Source organism: Nocardia aegles, from assembly GCF_052545135.1.
Genome location: NZ_JBQWRI010000002.1, coordinates 937,368 through 954,416, shown reverse-complemented (window position 1 = coordinate 954,416; position 17,049 = coordinate 937,368). Strand labels below are relative to the sequence as shown.

Annotated in this window: 15 protein-coding genes; 11 read left to right on the top strand and 4 right to left on the bottom strand. The window is 68.8% G+C overall.

Annotated elements, in window-relative coordinates; genetic code table 11:
* Positions 1 to 78 precede the first annotated feature (78 nt).
* Positions 79 to 2,976, bottom strand: a complete 2,898-nt coding sequence (locus tag ACT89H_RS09510; protein ID WP_445108144.1) for an aconitate hydratase — start codon at positions 2,974 to 2,976, stop codon at positions 79 to 81.
* A 284-nt stretch (positions 2,977 to 3,260) separates the two neighbouring features.
* Between ACT89H_RS09510 and ACT89H_RS09505 the strand changes: the two genes are divergently transcribed.
* From ACT89H_RS09505 to ACT89H_RS09465, 9 genes are all read left to right on the top strand, one after another.
* Positions 3,261 to 3,854, top strand: a complete 594-nt coding sequence (locus tag ACT89H_RS09505) for an Rv1476 family membrane protein (protein ID WP_445108143.1) — start codon at positions 3,261 to 3,263, stop codon at positions 3,852 to 3,854.
* A 416-nt stretch (positions 3,855 to 4,270) separates the two neighbouring features.
* Positions 4,271 to 5,689, top strand: a complete 1,419-nt coding sequence (locus ACT89H_RS09500) for an NlpC/P60 family protein (protein ID WP_445108142.1) — start codon at positions 4,271 to 4,273, stop codon at positions 5,687 to 5,689.
* Between the two features lie 133 nt (positions 5,690 to 5,822).
* Positions 5,823 to 7,004: an AAA family ATPase gene (locus ACT89H_RS09495; RefSeq protein ID WP_445108141.1), complete on the top strand. Its 1,182-nt coding sequence runs from the start codon at positions 5,823 to 5,825 to the stop codon at positions 7,002 to 7,004.
* Positions 7,005 to 7,030: 26 nt separating this feature from the next.
* Complete coding sequence (locus ACT89H_RS09490; RefSeq protein ID WP_445108271.1) at positions 7,031 to 7,984, top strand: DUF58 domain-containing protein; 954 nt, start codon at positions 7,031 to 7,033, stop codon at positions 7,982 to 7,984.
* Entirely contained in the window at positions 7,981 to 8,982 is a 1,002-nt protein-coding gene (locus tag ACT89H_RS09485) for a VWA domain-containing protein (RefSeq protein WP_445108140.1), read from the top strand. The genes ACT89H_RS09490 and ACT89H_RS09485 overlap by 4 nt, the downstream gene beginning before the upstream one ends.
* Before the next feature lie 170 nt (positions 8,983 to 9,152).
* Positions 9,153 to 9,869 carry a 3-oxoacyl-ACP reductase FabG1 gene (gene fabG1, locus ACT89H_RS09480; protein ID WP_445108139.1) on the top strand — a complete coding sequence of 239 codons (717 nt, stop codon included), beginning with the start codon at positions 9,153 to 9,155 and terminating at the stop codon, positions 9,867 to 9,869.
* 83 nt (positions 9,870 to 9,952) lie between these two features.
* Complete coding sequence (inhA, locus tag ACT89H_RS09475) at positions 9,953 to 10,789, top strand: NADH-dependent enoyl-ACP reductase InhA (RefSeq protein ID WP_445108138.1); 837 nt, start codon at positions 9,953 to 9,955, stop codon at positions 10,787 to 10,789.
* Between the two features lie 8 nt (positions 10,790 to 10,797).
* Positions 10,798 to 11,871: a ferrochelatase gene (locus ACT89H_RS09470; protein WP_445108137.1), complete on the top strand. Its 1,074-nt coding sequence runs from the start codon at positions 10,798 to 10,800 to the stop codon at positions 11,869 to 11,871.
* A gap of 70 nt (positions 11,872 to 11,941) precedes the next feature.
* On the top strand, positions 11,942 to 12,316 hold the full coding sequence (locus ACT89H_RS09465) for a hypothetical protein (RefSeq protein WP_445108136.1): 375 nt from the start codon (positions 11,942 to 11,944) through the stop codon (positions 12,314 to 12,316).
* 97 nt (positions 12,317 to 12,413) lie between these two features.
* Here ACT89H_RS09465 and ACT89H_RS09460 read toward each other — a convergent pair whose 3' ends face one another.
* Both ACT89H_RS09460 and ACT89H_RS09455 read right to left on the bottom strand, forming a co-directional pair.
* Positions 12,414 to 13,229, bottom strand: coding sequence for an Rv1486c family protein (locus ACT89H_RS09460; protein ID WP_445108135.1), 816 nt, complete (start codon positions 13,227 to 13,229; stop codon positions 12,414 to 12,416).
* 158 nt (positions 13,230 to 13,387) lie between these two features.
* Positions 13,388 to 14,212: a DUF3097 domain-containing protein gene (locus ACT89H_RS09455; protein WP_445108134.1), complete on the bottom strand. Its 825-nt coding sequence runs from the start codon at positions 14,210 to 14,212 to the stop codon at positions 13,388 to 13,390.
* Between the two features lie 130 nt (positions 14,213 to 14,342).
* On the opposite strand from ACT89H_RS09455, the gene ACT89H_RS09450 reads away from it, so the two are divergent.
* Positions 14,343 to 14,774 (top strand): NfeD family protein, encoded by a 432-nt coding sequence (locus tag ACT89H_RS09450; protein ID WP_445108133.1) that lies wholly within the window; start codon positions 14,343 to 14,345, stop codon positions 14,772 to 14,774.
* Positions 14,774 to 16,033, top strand: coding sequence for an SPFH domain-containing protein (locus tag ACT89H_RS09445; RefSeq protein ID WP_445108132.1), 1,260 nt, complete (start codon positions 14,774 to 14,776; stop codon positions 16,031 to 16,033). The genes ACT89H_RS09450 and ACT89H_RS09445 overlap by 1 nt, the downstream gene beginning before the upstream one ends.
* A gap of 67 nt (positions 16,034 to 16,100) precedes the next feature.
* On the opposite strand, the gene ACT89H_RS09440 is transcribed toward ACT89H_RS09445, so the two are convergent.
* Complete coding sequence (locus ACT89H_RS09440) at positions 16,101 to 16,946, bottom strand: SGNH/GDSL hydrolase family protein (protein ID WP_445108131.1); 846 nt, start codon at positions 16,944 to 16,946, stop codon at positions 16,101 to 16,103.
* Positions 16,947 to 17,049: the final 103 nt, after the last annotated feature.

Genomic DNA, 17,049 nt, shown 5'->3' with positions numbered 1-17,049 from the left:
GCGTCGGTGTTCACCGAACGCGGGGGTTTCACGGCACGAGCGAGGGGCGCGAACACGCGCCGCCGAAGGTGGGCGCGATCAGGCGCGGATCATGTTGCGCAGCACGTACTGCAGGATCCCGCCGTTGCGGTAGTAGTCGGCCTCACCGGGGGTGTCGATGCGCACCACCGCGTCGAAGGTGATCTTGTCACCGTTCTCCTTGGTGGCGGTGACCTTCAAGGTCTTCGGGGTGGCACCCTCGTTCAGCTGGGTGATGCCCTCGATGTCGAAGGTCTCGGTGCCGTCCAGCTTCAGCGACGCGGCCGACTCGCCCGCCGGGAACTGCAGCGGGATGACGCCCATGCCGATGAGGTTGGACCGGTGGATGCGCTCGAACGACTCGGTGATGACGGCCTTCACGCCCAGCAGGCTGGTGCCCTTGGCGGCCCAGTCGCGGGAGGAGCCCGAACCGTATTCCTTGCCGCCCAGCACGACCAGCGGAATGCCCGCGGCCTGATAGTTCTGCGCCGCGTCGTAGATGAACGCCTGCGGACCGCCGGGCTGGGTGAAGTCGCGGGTGTACCCACCCGAGACGTCGTCGAGCAGCTGGTTGCGCAGCCGGATGTTGGCGAAGGTGCCGCGGATCATCACCTCGTGGTTACCGCGACGCGAGCCGTAGGAGTTGTAGTCCTTGCGCTCGACGCCATTGGCCTCCAGGTACTGCGCGGCCGGGGTGCCTGGCTTGATGTTGCCCGCCGGGGAGATGTGGTCGGTGGTGACCGAGTCACCGAGCAGCGCGAGCACCCGGGCGCCCTTGATGTCGGTGACCGGCTCCGGGGTCTGCGGCATGCCCTCGAAGTACGGAGGCTTGCGCACATAGGTCGACTCGGCGTCCCACTCGAAGGTCTTGCCCTCCGGCGTGGGCAGGCTGCGCCAGCGCTCGTCGCCCCGGAACACGTCCTTGTAGTCCTCGAGGAACATGTCGCGGCTGATGACCCGGTCGATGGTGTCCTGGATCTCCTGCGGTGAGGGCCAGATGTCCTTCAGGAAGACGTCCTTGCCCTCGGTGTCCTTGCCGAGCGGGTCGTTCTCGAAGTCGAAGTCCATGGTTCCCGCCAGCGCGTACGCGATGACCAGTGGCGGGGAGGCCAGGTAGTTCATCTTCACGTCGGGGGAGATGCGGCCTTCGAAGTTACGGTTGCCCGACAGCACCGCGGTGACGGTGAGGTCGTTGTCGTTGACCGCCTTGGAGATCTCCTCCGGCAGCGGGCCGGTGTTGCCGATGCAGGTGGCGCAACCGAACGCGACCAGGTTGAAGCCCAGCTTGTCCAGGTACGGCCACAGGCCCGCCTTCTCGTAGTAGCCGTTGACCACCTGCGAGCCCGGCGCCATGGAGGTTTTCACCCACGGCTTGCGGGTCAGGCCCTTCTCCACCGCGTTGCGGGCCAGCAGGGCGGCGCCGAGCATGACCGACGGGTTGGAGGTGTTGGTGCACGAGGTGATCGAGGCGACCACGACCGCGCCGTGGTCGAGCACGAAGTCGCCGTACTCCTCGCTGCGCACCGTCACCGGCTTGGAGGGACGGCCTTCGGCGCCGTTGGCGGCCGACGCCAGCGGCACGGCGCCGTCGTCGGCGAAGGACAGCACGGCCGGGTCGCTGGCCGGGAAGGATTCCTCGACGGCCTCGTCCAGCTTGCTGTGCGGGGTGTCGGCGGCGGGGCCGCTCTCCGCGTCGCTGGTGTAGTTGTGGATGTCCTTGCGGAACGCGATCTTGGACTCCGACAACAGGATCCGGTCCTGCGGGCGCTTCGGGCCCGCGATGGACGGCACCACGGTGCTCAGATCCAGCTCGAGGTACTCGGAGTAGGCGGGCTCGGTGTCGGGATCGTGCCAGAGGCCCTGCTCCTTGGCGTACGCCTCGACCAGCGCGACCTGCTCGTCGGAGCGGCCGGTCAGGCGCAGGTAGTCGACGGTCACCTCGTCGATCGGGAAGATCGCCGCGGTGGAACCGAATTCGGGGCTCATGTTGCCCAGGGTGGCGCGGTTGGCCAGCGGCACCTCGGCCACGCCCTTGCCGTAGAACTCGACGAACTTGCCGACCACACCGTGCTTGCGCAGCATGTCGGTGACGGTGAGCACGACGTCGGTGGCGGTCACGCCCGGCTGGATCTCACCGGTCAGCTTGAAGCCGACGACGCGCGGGATCAGCATCGAGACGGGCTGGCCGAGCATGGCCGCCTCGGCCTCGATGCCGCCGACGCCCCAGCCGAGGACGCCGAGGCCGTTGACCATGGTGGTGTGCGAGTCGGTGCCGACGCAGGTGTCGGGGTAGGCCTGGCGGATGACATCGCGGCCCGTGCGGGCGCCCTGCGTGGTTTCCCCTTCGGCTGCCTCCTCCGGGCCCGACCCGCTCGGGCGGTCGCGGACCATGACGACGCGGGCCAGGTGCTCGATGTTGACCTGGTGCACGATGCCGGTGCTCGGCGGCACGACCTTGAAGTCGTCGAACGCGGTCTGGCCCCAGCGCAGGAACTGGTAGCGCTCACCGTTGCGCTGGTATTCGATGTCGACGTTGCGCTCGAAGGCGTCGGCGCGGCCGAAGACGTCGATGATGACGGAGTGGTCGATGACCATCTCGGCGGGGGCGAGCGGGTTCACCTTGTCCGGGTCGCCACCCAGGGTGGCCACGGCCTCGCGCATGGTGGCCAGGTCGACGATGCACGGCACGCCGGTGAAGTCCTGCATGATGACGCGGGCGGGCGTGAACTGGATCTCGGTGTTCGGCTGCGCCGTCGGATCCCAGCTCGCGATGGCGCGGATGTGGTCGGCGGTGATGTTGGCGCCGTCCTCGGTGCGGAGGAGGTTCTCCGCGAGGACCTTCAGTGCGTAGGGGAGTTTCTCGGTGCCGGGCACGGCGGAGAGGCGGAAGATCTCATAGGAGTTGCTTCCCACCTCGAGGGTGCCCTTGGCGCCGAAAGTATCGATACTTGTCGTCACGTCAGCTCCACTCGTCTTTGCGGCAGCCGCCGGCGGGGCTGTGCCGGCGGCCGAGTCTTCGGAGGGGCTCCGGCGCCGCTCGGGCGCTGGTTCCTCGCGCCTAGAACCTTAACAGTACGCTTGTCCTGTGAAATACCAGGGGGCGGTTCGGCGTGCCGCGCGCGCGGGATGCGACACTCCGTCGCGTACTGTGCATTCGAGCCGGCAAGGGGATCTTGCTCGCGCTGCAGTGTTGGATGCCCGTCGCTTCGGTTGCCGATGCGGCTCGACAGACCGGATGGAAGATGACCGCCCCGCACAACTCGGTTTTCACCCCTATGGCCGCCGAATTGCCGCCGAACGTCACCACCGACACCGTGCGCACGCTCAATGCCGATCTGGCCGACGATCACGTCGCGACGCTGACCGGCAAGGACAAGACGGAACTGATTGCCATCGCTGCGGAGGCGCGAACGCACGGGATCCCGCTGAGCATCGTAGTCGTCCCCGGTAATCCAGGACACGACTCGAGCCTACGGGACTTGGCCACCGAGATCGGCAAGACACAGCACGGCACCGTGGTCGTCTTCAGCGACGACTGGGTCGGCACCTACAGCGACACGATCAGCCGCGTGCGGCTGGAGTGGGCCGAGGACGCCGCCAAGAGCACGCAGGGCAGGAGCGGGGAAGCCGCCGGCATCTTCGCCGCCCGCTTGGAGACGCCGGAGTCGGTGTCCTGGACCGCGATCACCTGTGCGCTGCTGGCCGGAACGGTTGCGGTCATCGCCGGACTGTACTGGCTCAAGGTACGGCGGGCGGCCGACGACGCGCGGTCGGTGCGAGTATCGAGCGAGGCACGGACGCCGGGGGACGAATCGCCCGACGCTCGCTCCGTCTGAGTTTTCGCGTCGCGGCCGGCCCGGATCGCACGGGTGCGCACGCCGAAATAGCGCCGTTGCTCATCGCCGCGCAATATTCTCGCGTTTTCCCTGACGCGGCCTTCGCTCGATGCGAAGTCGCGACGTGTCCGATTCAGGGGTATAGCGGGGGCTCTGGTATCCGCCTAGCTAATTTTCCGGACGGTTGGTCTGTTCTCTTAGGTCGACCTCTAGCAGCCATGTAGCAAATTCAAGGCAATAGCGAAATTGCGGGCATTCGCCGTGTTGTTGCAGTTTTGTCGGTGACGTAAGTGTCGTACGGTTCGAATGGTCCCTGATGGGGAATAAGTGTTCCCAGAGGCCATCTGTCGACCACAGTGCATCATGGTTCGCCTGATGCCCTCGAGGATTGCCGGAATCCGGTCCTTGGAGGTGTGATGCGCAACAACGGCGGGCTCACCAACCGGCGCCGACTGTCGATCGCTGTGGGATTGCTGATTGTGGTCGCTGCAGTGGTCACGGCCGGGCCGGTCGCTGCTGTGCCGCCTCCTCCGCCAAATCCCAGCGACGGCGAGATCGCCCAGGCGGGCGCGCAGGTCGACGCCGGTGTCGCCGAGGTCGGCACTCTCATCAACCAGGTCGCGGTGGCCGATCAGCAGCTGGGACAGCTCGACGGCGCGGTCGCGCAGCGCCGGGAGGACGTCAACAGAGCTCTGGTCGACCTGCAGACCGCCCGCGATGCCGCCGACGCGGCCGCCGTCGTGGTGGTGGACACCCAGCTGGCCCTCGCCGATGCCGCGGCCAAGGTGGGCCAGGCACGACGCAACTTCGATCAGTTCGCCACCCAGGCCTATACCAATCCGGGCTCCGACTCGATGGTCACCTACCTCGCCGCGGCCACCCCCGCGCTGGCACTGGACCGGGCCCAGCTCCTCCAGCTGGTCGCCAAGGACCGCAGGCAGGTGCTCGACGGCCTGCGCCGGGCGCAGATCGATCAAGGCAACAAGAACTCCACCGCCCGGCGGGCGAAATCGGACGCCGACGCGGCCGCCGCCGTCGCCGCGGCGCGCAAGGCCGACGCCGAGCACGCGGTGGCCGCGGCCAAGGCCGAACTCGATCGGCAGACCGCTCAGCGCGACGACCTGCTGCGGCGGCGCCAGGACGCGCAGGACCGGTTGGATCACGCGCGGCAGAACGTGGCGGGCCTGCAGGACCAGCGCGACGCCTACCTGGCCTGGGACGCCATGCGCAAGGTGGAGGAAGCGGAGGTGCGTGCCGCCGCCGCGGCGGCCGCCGCGCGCGCGGCCGCGGACCAGGCCGCTCGCGATCGGGCCGACGAACTCGGCACCGGAAAACGGCCGCACACACAGCTGGAGGACGCGCCGCCGCCGCGGCGGAGCGCGCCACGGCCGAAGTCGCCGCCGGTCGCAGGCTCCGCGGCGATCGAGATCGTGGTCGATCGCGCCATGTCGCAACTGGGCGTCACCTATGCCTGGGGCGGCGGCGACGAGGACGGGCCGACCCGCGGCATCCGCGACGGCGGCGTCGCCGACAGTTACGGGGACTTCGACAAGGTCGGCTTCGATTGTTCGGGGTTGATGGTCTACGCGTTCGCGGGCGTCGGGGTCTCGCTGCCGCACTACAGCGGCTACCAGTACAACGCGGGCACCCGGGTACCGGTCGGCGATCGCGAGCGCGGCGACATGCTGTTCTGGGGACCGAACGGCAGCCGGCACGTGGCGCTGTATCTGGGCGACGGGAAGATGGTGGAGGCGCCGGAGTCCGGCGACGTGGTGAAGGTGTCCCCGGTCCGCGAGAGCGGCATCATGCCGTTCGCGGTGCGCATCGTCTCCTGATACCGGACATTCCGGGTGCTCGGTCCGGCGCAGGCACCGCGGAATTTCCATTCTGTCGGGTCCGGTTGCGGCACAGGCGGTGATTACCTGGAATAGTTGTGGCAGCACGCACAGGACCAAGGCGAAAGCGGGGATGTTGGTGACTTCGACGGACGGTGTGAGCGGAGCGAACTCGGCGAAGGATGCGCCGGTCTCCACGCCCGGCACCCTCGAGCGTGACGTCCAGACCCTGGAGAAGGCGATCTACGAGGTCAAGCGGGTGATCGTGGGACAGGATCGCCTGGTCGAGCGACTGCTCGTGGGCGTGCTCGCCCGCGGTCACGTCCTGCTCGAAGGGGTGCCCGGCATCGCGAAGACCCTTGCCGTGGAGACCTTCGCCAAGGTGGTCGGCGGTTCGTTCGCCCGCGTGCAGTTCACGCCCGACCTGGTGCCGACCGACCTCATCGGTACCCGCATCTACCGGCAGGGCCGCGAGGAGTTCGACACCGAGCTCGGCCCGGTCGTCGCCAATTTCGTGCTCGCCGACGAGATCAACCGCGCGCCGGCCAAGGTGCAGTCGGCGCTGCTCGAGGTGATGGCCGAGCGGCATGTATCGATCGGCGGCAAGACCTATCCGATGCCCGACCCGTTCCTGGTCATGGCGACGCAGAACCCGATCGAGAGCGAGGGCGTGTACCCGCTGCCCGAGGCACAGCGCGACCGCTTCCTGTTCAAGGTCGTCGTCGACTACCCCTCCGTGGAGGAGGAGCGCGAGATCATCTACCGGATGGGCGTCACGCCGCCGGAGGCGAGCCGGATCCTCGAGCCGGAGGACCTGATCCGCCTGCAGAAAGTCGCGGCCAACACCTTCGTGCACCACGCCCTCGTCGACTACGTGGTCCGAGTGATCGCGGCGACCCGCAAGCCGGCCGATTTCGGCATGCAGGACGTGGCGGGCTGGATCTCCTACGGCGCCTCGCCGCGGGCGAGTCTCGGTATCATCGCCGCGGCGCGCGCGGTCGCGCTGATCCGCGGTCGTGATTACGTGGTGCCGCAGGACGTGGTCGAAGTGATCCCGGATGTGCTGCGCCATCGCCTGGTGCTGTCCTACGACGCGCTGGCCGACGAGATCAGCCCGGAAGAGGTCATCAGGCGCGTTCTGCAGACCGTCGGCCTGCCGCAGGTCGCCCCGCAGGCAGTCGCGCCGGGCGTCCCCGCCGCGCCGCCGCAGGGCACCCCGCAGCAGGTTCCCCAGCCGCCGTCGCCGCAGCAGGCCGTGCCCCAGCCGCCCAACGGGCAGCAGTCGCAGCCCGCGGGCACCGTTCCGCCGAAGTGACCTCGGATCGGGTTGCGCCAGTGCCGATGTCGCCATCCCACGCACCGCCGTCCTTCCACGCGGGGGAGTTGACCGACCCCAGGCTCACGGTCGCCCTCAAGACCCTCGAACTCACCGTGCGCCGCAGGCTCGACGGCGTGCTGCACGGCGATCACCTCGGGCTCATCCCCGGCCCCGGCTCCGAGCCGGGTGAGGCGCGCGTCTACCAGCCGGGCGACGACGTGCGCCAGATGGATTGGTCGGTCACCGCCCGCACCACCCATCCGCACGTGCGGCAGATGATCGCCGACCGGGAGCTGGAGACCTGGATGGTGGTCGATCTGTCGGCCAGCCTGGACTTCGGCACCGCTGCCTGCCAGAAGCGCGATCTCGCCATCGCCGCCGCGGCCGCCATCACCCATCTGACCGGTGGCGGCGGCAACCGGATCGGGGCGGTCGTCGCCACCGGTGACCGGTTGACCCGCATTCCGGCGCGCGGCGGGCGCATCCACGCCCAGTCGCTGCTGCGCAGCATCGCGACCACACCGCACGCGCGTGACGGTGTGCGCGGGGACCTGCGCGGCGGTATCGAATCGCTGCGCCGTCCGCAGCGCAAACGCGGACTCGCGGTGATCATCAGCGATTTCCTGGGTGACATCGATTGGCAGCGTTCGCTGCGCGCGATCTCGGCCAGGCACGATCTGCTCGCGGTCGAGGTGCTCGACCCGCGCGACCTGTCGCTGCCCGACCTGGGCGACGTCGTGTTGCACGACCCGGAGACCGGGCGGACCCGCGAGTTCAGCGTGACCTCCACTCTGCGCGCCGATTTCGCCGCCGCCGCGCAGCGCCACCGGCAGCAGGTCGAACAGGCCCTGCGCAGCTGCGGCGCTCCGGTGCTCACCCTGCGAACCGATCGGGACTGGATCGCCGACGTGGTCCGGTTCGTGTCCACCCGGCGCCACAGCTTCGGCGCCCCGACCGGGCGGGTGCCACGTCAGTGAGTATTTCGCATTTCACCGCACAGATCTGGCTCGGATTCCTCGCCGTCATCGCGCTGATCGCGCTCGGCTACATCCTGGTGCAGCGCAACCGGCACAAGCACATGTTGAAGTTCACCAACATGGAGCTGCTGGAGAAGGTCGCTCCCGCGCGGCCGAGCGCGTTCCGACACGTGGCCGTCGCGCTGCTGCTGGTCGGCCTGGTGTTCCTCACCGTCGCCGCCGCCGGACCGACCGCGGTCAAGAAGGTGCCGCGCAACCGCGCGACCGTCATGCTGGTGATGGACGTGTCGCTGTCGATGGAGGCGACCGACGTCGCCCCGAGCCGAATCCAGGTCGCCAAGAAGGCGGGTAAGGAGTTCGTCGACGGGCTGCCCGAGGGCGTGAACATCGGCTTCATCACCTTCGCGGGCACCGCCTCGGTGATGGTGTCGCCCACCACGAACCACGAATCGGTCAAAGCCGCGATCGACAATGTGAAGCTGGCCGAGCGCACGGCTACCGGTGAGGGAATTCTCACCGCGCTGCAGGCGATCGATACGCTCGCCACGGTGCTCGGCGGAGCCCAGGAGCCGCCGCCCGCCCGGATCGTACTGATGTCGGATGGGAAGCAGACCGTTCCGGATTTCAAGGACGTCGACAATCCCCGGCACGAGTACGTCGCCGCCCGGCTCGCCAAGAGCAAGAACGTCCCGATCTCGACCATTTCCTTCGGCACCCGCTGGGGCGTCGTCGAAATCCCCCGGGAAGACGGCAGCAAGGACCAAGTGCGCGTCGAGGTGGACGACGACGCCATGCGCGAGATCGCGCGGCTGTCGAGCGGGGAGTTCTACACCGCGTCGTCCCTGCAAGAGTTGACCAAGGTGTACGACACCTTGGAGCAACAGATCGGGTACGAATTGACCAGAGGCGACGCCAGCCGCCCGTGGTTGCTGCTCGGACTGGTGGTCGTCGCGGCGGGCGTGGTGATCGGTCTGGTGTATCGCCAGCGTTTGCCCTAGCGCTACGGACGTCGAGGTGCGCACGATTCAGGCCGTAGCCGCCCGCTGGAGCGGGCTTCGATTATGCCGTTTTGTCGCGTTTCACCCGACGCGGCAGGGCGCGAATGACGGTCGGACGAACGTGGCGGCCCGGTCGTTGTCTGCCGATTCGACCAGGTAGGTTGAAGCCCATGTCGAACATCACATCCCGGTCGGTCCTGGTGACCGGCGGAAACCGCGGCATCGGACTCGCGGTCGCGCAGCGTCTGCTTGCCGACGGTCACAAGGTGGCCGTCACGCATCGTGGGTCGGGGGTGCCGGACGGCCTGTTCGGCGTGAAATGCGATGTGACCGACAGTGAGTCGGTGGACAGCGCCTTCGCCGAGGTGGAGGCGCACCAGGGTCCGGTCGAGGTGCTCGTGGCGAACGCGGGCATCACCGACGACACACTGCTCATGCGGATGAGCGAGGAGCAGTTCACCCGGGTGCTCGACGCCAACCTGACCGGTGCGTTCCGCTGCGCCAAGCGGGCCAACCGCGCCATGCTGCGCGCGCGCTGGGGCCGGATGATCTTCCTCGGCTCGGTGGTCGGCATGACGGGCCAAGCCGGCCAGATCAACTACGCCTCCTCGAAGGCCGGCGTGATCGGCTTGGCCCGCTCGATCACCCGCGAGCTCGGCTCGCGCTCGATCACCGCGAATGTCGTCGCCCCAGGGTTCATCGAGACCGACATGACCGCTGATCTGCCCGAGGACATGCGGGACATGGCCAAGAAGTTCATCCCCTTGCAGCGGCTCGGTCAGCCGGAGGACATCGCGGCCGTCGTCAGCTTCCTGGCTTCCGAGGATTCCGCCTACGTCTCCGGCGCCGTCATCCCCGTCGACGGCGGCATGGGCATGGGCCACTGACCACACCGACCATCGCGTCGAGCGGCCCTCAGCGGCCGCCCGCCGCCGACCCCACATTCGAATGTCAGGAGAACCGAGAACTCATGGGCGGACTGCTCGAAGGCAAGACCATCCTGGTCACGGGCATCATCACCGATTCGTCGATCGCCTTCCACGCGGCGGCCGTCGCGCAGGAGCAGGGCGCGAAGGTGCTCATCACCGGCATCCCGGAGCGGCTGCGGCTGATCGACCGGATCGCCAAGCGCCTGCCCCAGGAGGTCCCGCCGGCCATCGGGCTCGACGTGACCAGTGAAGAGGACCTCGCGGGCCTGGCCGACAAGCTGCGGGAACTGGCGCCGCAGGGCATCGACGGGGCGCTGCACTCGATCGCGTTCGCGCCCCGCACCCTGATGGGCCCGGAAGCCCGGCCGTTCCTGGACGGCCCCGGCCCGGACGCGGCCAAGGCGTTCGAGATCTCGGCGTGGAGCTACGCGTCGCTGGCGCGCGCGGTGCTGCCGGTGATGAACGAGGGCGGCTCGATCGTCGGCATGGACTTCGATCCGCGCACCGCGATGCCGTTCTACAACTGGATGGGCGTGGCGAAGGCGGCGCTGGAGTCGGTGAACCGGTACGTCGCACGCGAGGTGGGCGCGGCCAAGAAGATCCGGTCCAATCTCATCGCCGCGGGTCCGATCAAGACGCTGGCCGCCAAGGCGATCGCGGGCACCGCGACCGACGACGCCGCCAAGCTCAACCAGCTCAACGTCTACTGGGATGGCGCCTCGCCGATCGGCTGGGACGTCGACGACCCCACCGTGGTGGCGAAGTCGATCGTGGCGCTGCTGTCGGACTGGCTGCCGGGCACCACCGGTTCGATCATCTACGTTGACGGCGGAGCCAGCCACAACACCTGGTTCCCGGAGAACATGGCGATGAACTGAGCGATCGGATGGGAGACACCGTGGTTCGCACCGCCGACGCACTGCTGCTGCTGTCCTTCGGGGGTCCGGAGCGTCCCGAAGACGTGATGCCGTTCCTGGAGAACGTCACCAGGGGCAGGGGAGTGCCGCGCGAGCGCCTCGAAGCGGTCGCCGAGCACTACCTGCACTTCGGCGGTGTCTCGCCGATCAACGCACTCAATCGCGACATCATCACGGCGGTCGAGGCCGAACTGGCCGCCGCGGGGATGGATGTGCCGGTGTACTTCGGTAACCGGAACTGGCATCCCATGGTGGAGGACACCGTCGCGCGGATGGCCGCCGACGGTGTCGGCTCCGCACTGGTGTTCCCGACTTCGGCATGGGGCGGCTACTCCGGATGCCTGCAATACCACGAGGACATCGCCCGCGCGCGTGCGGCTTTCGGTGCGGGCGCGCCGGAACTGCTGAAGCTGCGCCAGTACTTCGATCACCCGCTGTTGATCGAGACATTCGCCGATGCCATCCGCGCGGCGCGCGATCAACTCTCGGCCGGGCAGCGCGCCGCGGCGCGGCTGGTGTTCACCGCGCACTCCATTCCGGTGTCCGCCGATGCCGCCGCGGGGCCACCCGCCGACGGCGGTCGGCTCTACAGCCGTCAGGTCGCCGACGCGGCCGGATTGTGCGCGGCGGCAGCCGGTTTCACCGACTACGACCTCGTCTGGCAGTCGCGTTCGGGTCCGCCACAGGTGCCGTGGCTGGAACCGGACATCCTCGACCACCTAGACGATCTCGCCGCCAAATCGGTCGAGGCCGTGATCGTCTGTCCGGTGGGCTTCGTCTCCGACCATCTCGAAGTCATCTGGGACCTGGACGACGAGGCCGCGCGGAAAGCAGCCGAACTCGGTATGGGCTTCGCGCGGGCCGCGACGCCCGGGAGTGATCCGCGTTTCGCGAAGCTGGTCGTCGAGTTGATCTCCGAGCAATTGCGCGATGTCGAACCCCGGCGGCTCGGTGCGGTCCCGGGCTACGGCTGCACGCGCGACGGCGCGCCGTGTGCTGTCGGCTGTTGTGCGATCACGCGTCGTCCCACTGCTGGGAACTGAGGAGGAGCGGTCGCGGATAGCATCGCCTGCGACCGATCGCCGAATCCGACCTCCCTGGGGGTAACGCTAAATGACCTGTGCCGACGTGCTGACCAACGCCGCCGTGCTCGATCCGCACGCCTGGTCCGATGCGAATGTGTGGACCGTGGCGCTCGACGCCACGGAGGCCAGGCGCCGCGGCGGCCGCGGTGGCGGCGGTTTCTCGATCGGCGGTCTGCTGCTGTGCATCGGGGTCGTCGCTGTGGTCATCGGGCTCGTGGTCTGGCTGAGTAAGCGGAACAAACCGAACCGGTCCCCGCAGCAGTATCCACAGCAGCAATACCCCCAGCAGTACCCTTCGCAGCACCACTTCCAAGGGCAAGCGCAGTACCCGGCGCCACAGTACCAGCAGCCTTTTTCGCCGCAGGGGCAACAGCAGTATCAGCAGTATCCGCCGCAGCGGTGAATCCCGCCGCACCGGTGCCGCAGAAGTCCGGGCTGGGCAGGACGGGCCGCGCCTACGCCCCAGGACGTGAAGCGCATGTCCACGAGCCGCGGCAGGTTCAGCGGCTTCCGCGTGCCGAAGTGTGCACCGCGACCAGGCGCGCGGCGCGGATCGCGTCCCACAGCGGCCGCAGCAGCGATTCCTGCGCTCCGATCGCGCTGGCGGAGGTGGGCGCGGAGGCGGGCTCCCGCTGCGCCACCGTGAGGATGGCGGCCACATGATCGGCGGTATCGAGAATGCGTCTGGCGCGCAACGGAATCGACTCCGGATAGTCGTGCCGCGAGTAGTCGGCCAACTCGGCTTCGATGAGTTCGCGGGGATCGGAGTCGGCCGCGCCGAGCGAAGTGGTGTGCAACTTCATCAACGCGTCGGCGGCGTCGCGGACCGCTTCGCGCATCGCGTATTCGGCTTCGCCGAGGGACATGTCGGGGCCCGGCTGCACGGGGAAGGGCGCGCTGTAGACGGTCCATTGCAGCGTGTCGTCCTCGGCCCAGTGTGGGATGAGACCGGTCCCCTCGGTGCCCGGCACGCCCATCAGCATGCCCTCGCCCGCCTCGATCGCGTCGGCGGCGAACGCCGTGCCCGCGGGCACGCCGCGGACGTCTCCCGGGACGGGCAGCACCAACCGCAGTTGCGCGCCGGGCTGAGCCATCGTCTCGCGAATCACCTTGAGCAACGCCATGACTCCGCTTCCCGGCAGGCTGCCGTGAGCGGACCAGGGTAGGTCGGTGCGGCCGCCGGTGAGCGGATCACCCGCCGCGATGGTGTGCTTCGGCGCCCACGCGTGCAAGGCGGCCAAAACGTCGTCGGGCGCACTGCAGCCGGCCAGCCAGGAGCTCGCCCACACCGTCAGCGTCGCACTTGGAGAGCACATAATTATCGAGCATAAAGGGTGGGCGCTACCAGTGGGCATCCATCCGCCAGGGCATTGGTGAGCAGCGCGGAAACCTCAGGCGCCGCGCCGGGGACGACGAGTGGGCCTGTGCGGATACCTGTGCGGCAGCTGACTGGCGCGCCCATGATCCGCCGGCGTCAGTCCGGTTCGGTGACGAAATCTATGAGTCGCTCGACAGCGCCGATGAGGGGCGCCTCCAGATCGCGGAAGGACGACACCGCCTCGTACACCTTCCGCCAGCCGTCCTGCGGGGAACCCCAGCCCAGGCGCAGGCAGACGCCGGTCTTCCAGTCCTCGTCGCGCGGCACCGGGGGCCACTGTGCGATGCCGAGGGTCGCCGGGCGCACCGCTTGCCACACGTCGACGAACGGGTGGCCGGTCACCAGGACGTGCGGCCCGAGCCCGGTGGTCAGCTGGGTCTCCTTCGATCCGGTCACCAGATGGTCGACCAGCACGCCGACCCGCCTGCCCGGGCCGGGCCGGAATTCCGCGAGCCGAGCGGCCAGATTGTCCAAGCCCTCCAACTGCTCGACCACCACGCCCTCGACCCGCAGGTCGTGGCCCCATACCCGTTCGACCAGCGCGGCGTCGTGCACGCCCTCCACCCAGATCCGGCTGCCGCGAGCGACCCGGGCGCGCAGCCCCTCGACCCTGGTGGAGCCGGAGGCGGAGCGGTTCGGCGTCTTCGGCGGGGCGGCCCGCGGCCGCACCAGCGTCACCGGCTCGCCGTCGAGGAGGAACGCCGCCTCGCGCAGCGCGAACAGGCGCACGGTGCCGCGGGCGTCCTCGAGTTTCACGAACTCGCCGTCGTAGCCGCGATCGAATCCGACCACCGCGCCACAGAATCCGGTGGCCGCGTCCTCCACGACCAGGTCGCGTTCCGCGGTGACCGTCGGCACCGCCCTTTTCTTCGATCGAGGATGTCCGGAGAAGATGTCGCCGTACCTGTCACGCCCGCTCACCTGCCTGAAGCTAGCACCGCCGCTGGCGCTTTCGGCGTACCAGGGGCACCGCGCGTCCGCGTGCGGAATTCATCGGGAGTACTCGTGGCGCTCGCCCCCGGGATCATGGTCCGCGCACTACAGTGGTCGTGTGGCCGCAATTTTTTGGCTGGTCGCGGGCATTGTGCTCGCGGCGGCGGAGATGCTCACCGGCGACTTCACCTTGCTGATGCTCGGTGTCGCCGCGCTGGGCACCGCGGGCGTGAGCGCGGCGGCGGATACCACCGTCGTGGTCGACGCCGTCGTCTTCGCGGTGATTTCGGCGGTGCTGCTGCTCGGCGTGCGCCCGATCATCCGGCGTCGCTTCGGAACTCCGCCGCCCACGCCGACGAACGTCGATGCCCTGCCGGGCAAGACCGCTCTGGTGCTCGAGCAGGTCGCGGCGCACTCCGGCCAGGTGAAACTGGGCGGGGAGGTGTGGACGGCGCGGCCGATGGACACGACAGAAGTCTATGAACCGGGTACGACCGTGTATGTCATGAAGATCGACGGCGCGACCGCCGTCGTCTGGAAGGGGCCTTGATGGCTGTACTGATCGTTGCCGCCGTCCTCGTCTTGCTGGTCGTGGTGGTGGTGTTCAAGTCGATCGCGCTGGTGCCGCAGGCCGAGGCGGCGGTGATCGAGCGGCTGGGCCGGTATTCGCGGACAGTGTCCGGCCAGCTCACGTTCCTCGTGCCGTTCGCCGACCGCGTTCGCGCCAAGGTGGATCTGCGCGAGCGGGTGGTGTCGTTCCCGCCGCAACCGGTGATCACCGAGGACAACCTCACCCTGCACATCGACACGGTGGTCTATTTCCAGGTGACCAGCCCGCAGGCGGCGGTGTACGAGATCAGCAACTACATCGCCGCCGTGGAGCAGCTGACCGTCACCACACTGCGCAACGTCGTCGGCGGTATGACACTCGAGCAGACCCTCACCTCCCGCGACGCGATCAACGGCCAGCTGCGCGGCGTGCTGGACGAGGCGACGGGGCGCTGGGGGTTGCGCGTGGCCCGGGTCGAGCTGAAGAGCATCGATCCGCCTCCGTCGATCCAGGAATCGATGGAGAAGCAGATGAAGGCCGATCGCGAGAAGCGGGCCATGATCCTCACCGCCGAGGGCCAGCGCGAATCGCAGATCAAGACGGCCGAGGGTTCGAAGCAGGCGCAGATCCTGTCCGCCGAGGGCGCCAAGCAGTCGGCGATCCTGGCCGCCGAAGGTGAACGGCAGAGCCGCATCCTGCGGGCGCAGGGTGAACGGGCCGCCGCGTACTTGCAGGCGCAAGGCCAGGCCAAGGCGATCGAAAAGGTCTTCGCCGCCATCAAATCCGGCAAGCCGACGCCGGAATTGCTTGCCTACCAGTACATGCAGACGCTGCCCATGGTCGCGCGCGGTGACGCCAACAAGGTGTGGCTGGTACCGAGTGATTTCGGCAAGGCGCTGGAGGGATTCGCGAAGAGCTTCGGCACGCAGGGCGAGGACGGCGTGTTCCGGTACGAGCCGCCCGCTTCCGACGGGGCGGAAGCCAAGCCCGAGGACGACTCCGATGTCGCGGACTGGTTCGATACCGCGCCCGACCCGACCATCGAGCGTGCTGTGCGTGCCGCCGAGGCGACGGCGCGGACCCCGGTCGAGGGCCTGACCCCGACACCGCCCCCGCAGGGGTTCGAGCCTTCACCGCACCAGCCGGTTATTCCTCCGCAGGAGGCCTTCCCGGCTCAGCAGCCGCCGCAACCTCCGGCCCAGCGCCCGGACGACCCGCACGGCCGTCCGTGGCAGCCGCCGGAGAACTTCTCGAAATAACATCGCGCCCGCGCCGCCCCGGACTCCGCCCGAGCCCGGGGCGGTTGCGTCGGTGCGGTCGGATCGCTCAGCCGGGCAGTCCGGCGGCGCGGATCGCCGGGACGACCACGTCGGCGATGCCGCGCATGCCCTGCGGGTTGAGGTGGTAGGGCACGAGCGTTTCGGTGGCGAGGACGGGCTCCATCCAGCGCACGCCGACGGGTGCGCACGCATCGCGGCCCTCCGATGCGGCGCTGGTATCCACGTAGGTCGCGCCGTGCGCGATGGCGACGCGGGACACCACGGAGTTGAGCCGGTCGAAGGCGGCTCGGATGGGAGCCGCGTCGGACGGGCGAAGACCGACCAGCGCTGGACAGCCGCCGTCGCGCACATACCGCGGCCAGCCGTCGACGACGATCAGCGCCCGCGGCGCCCGGGCCGTGATCTGCCGCAATGCGGCCGCGTAGGACGGCGCGATCGCATCGATGTCGGCGCTCCACTCCGGGCCCGCGCACCCGCCGGCGCCGGTGAGGCCGTAGCCATGGCAAGCGACGATGTGCTCGGCCATCAGCGCGTCATTGGCGCCGATGTGCACCGTGACCAATCTGGTGGCGGGGCCGAGCGCGTCGAACTGGGGTGGGATCCCCGGTTGCTGGGCAGCGCTGAGATCCGCGATGACCGCGGAGTTGCAGGTGCGGTCGTCGATCTGGAGGCCGAGGTCCCTGGCGATCAGATGCGGTGTATTCGCGGTCGAGCGAAGGCATCGGAACGGGGCCGAGATGTCGAAGTTCCGCACGCCCGTGGTGGCCGCTCCGGAATCACCCAGAGCGACGTATTCGGCCCCGCCGCCGGTGGGGTCGGCCTCGGCGGGGGAAGTGGTGCCGAGGGCGAGCAGACAGGCGGTGACCGCTATTGCTCGTGCGAGATTCGTCAAGTCGTCTCTGCCCGTCCATTCGTCGGCGCGCTCACCAAACAGGTACGTCTCGTCGTGCCGAACGCTACTCGGGCAGGCGCGCCCGCGGGCGGAATCGAGTGGC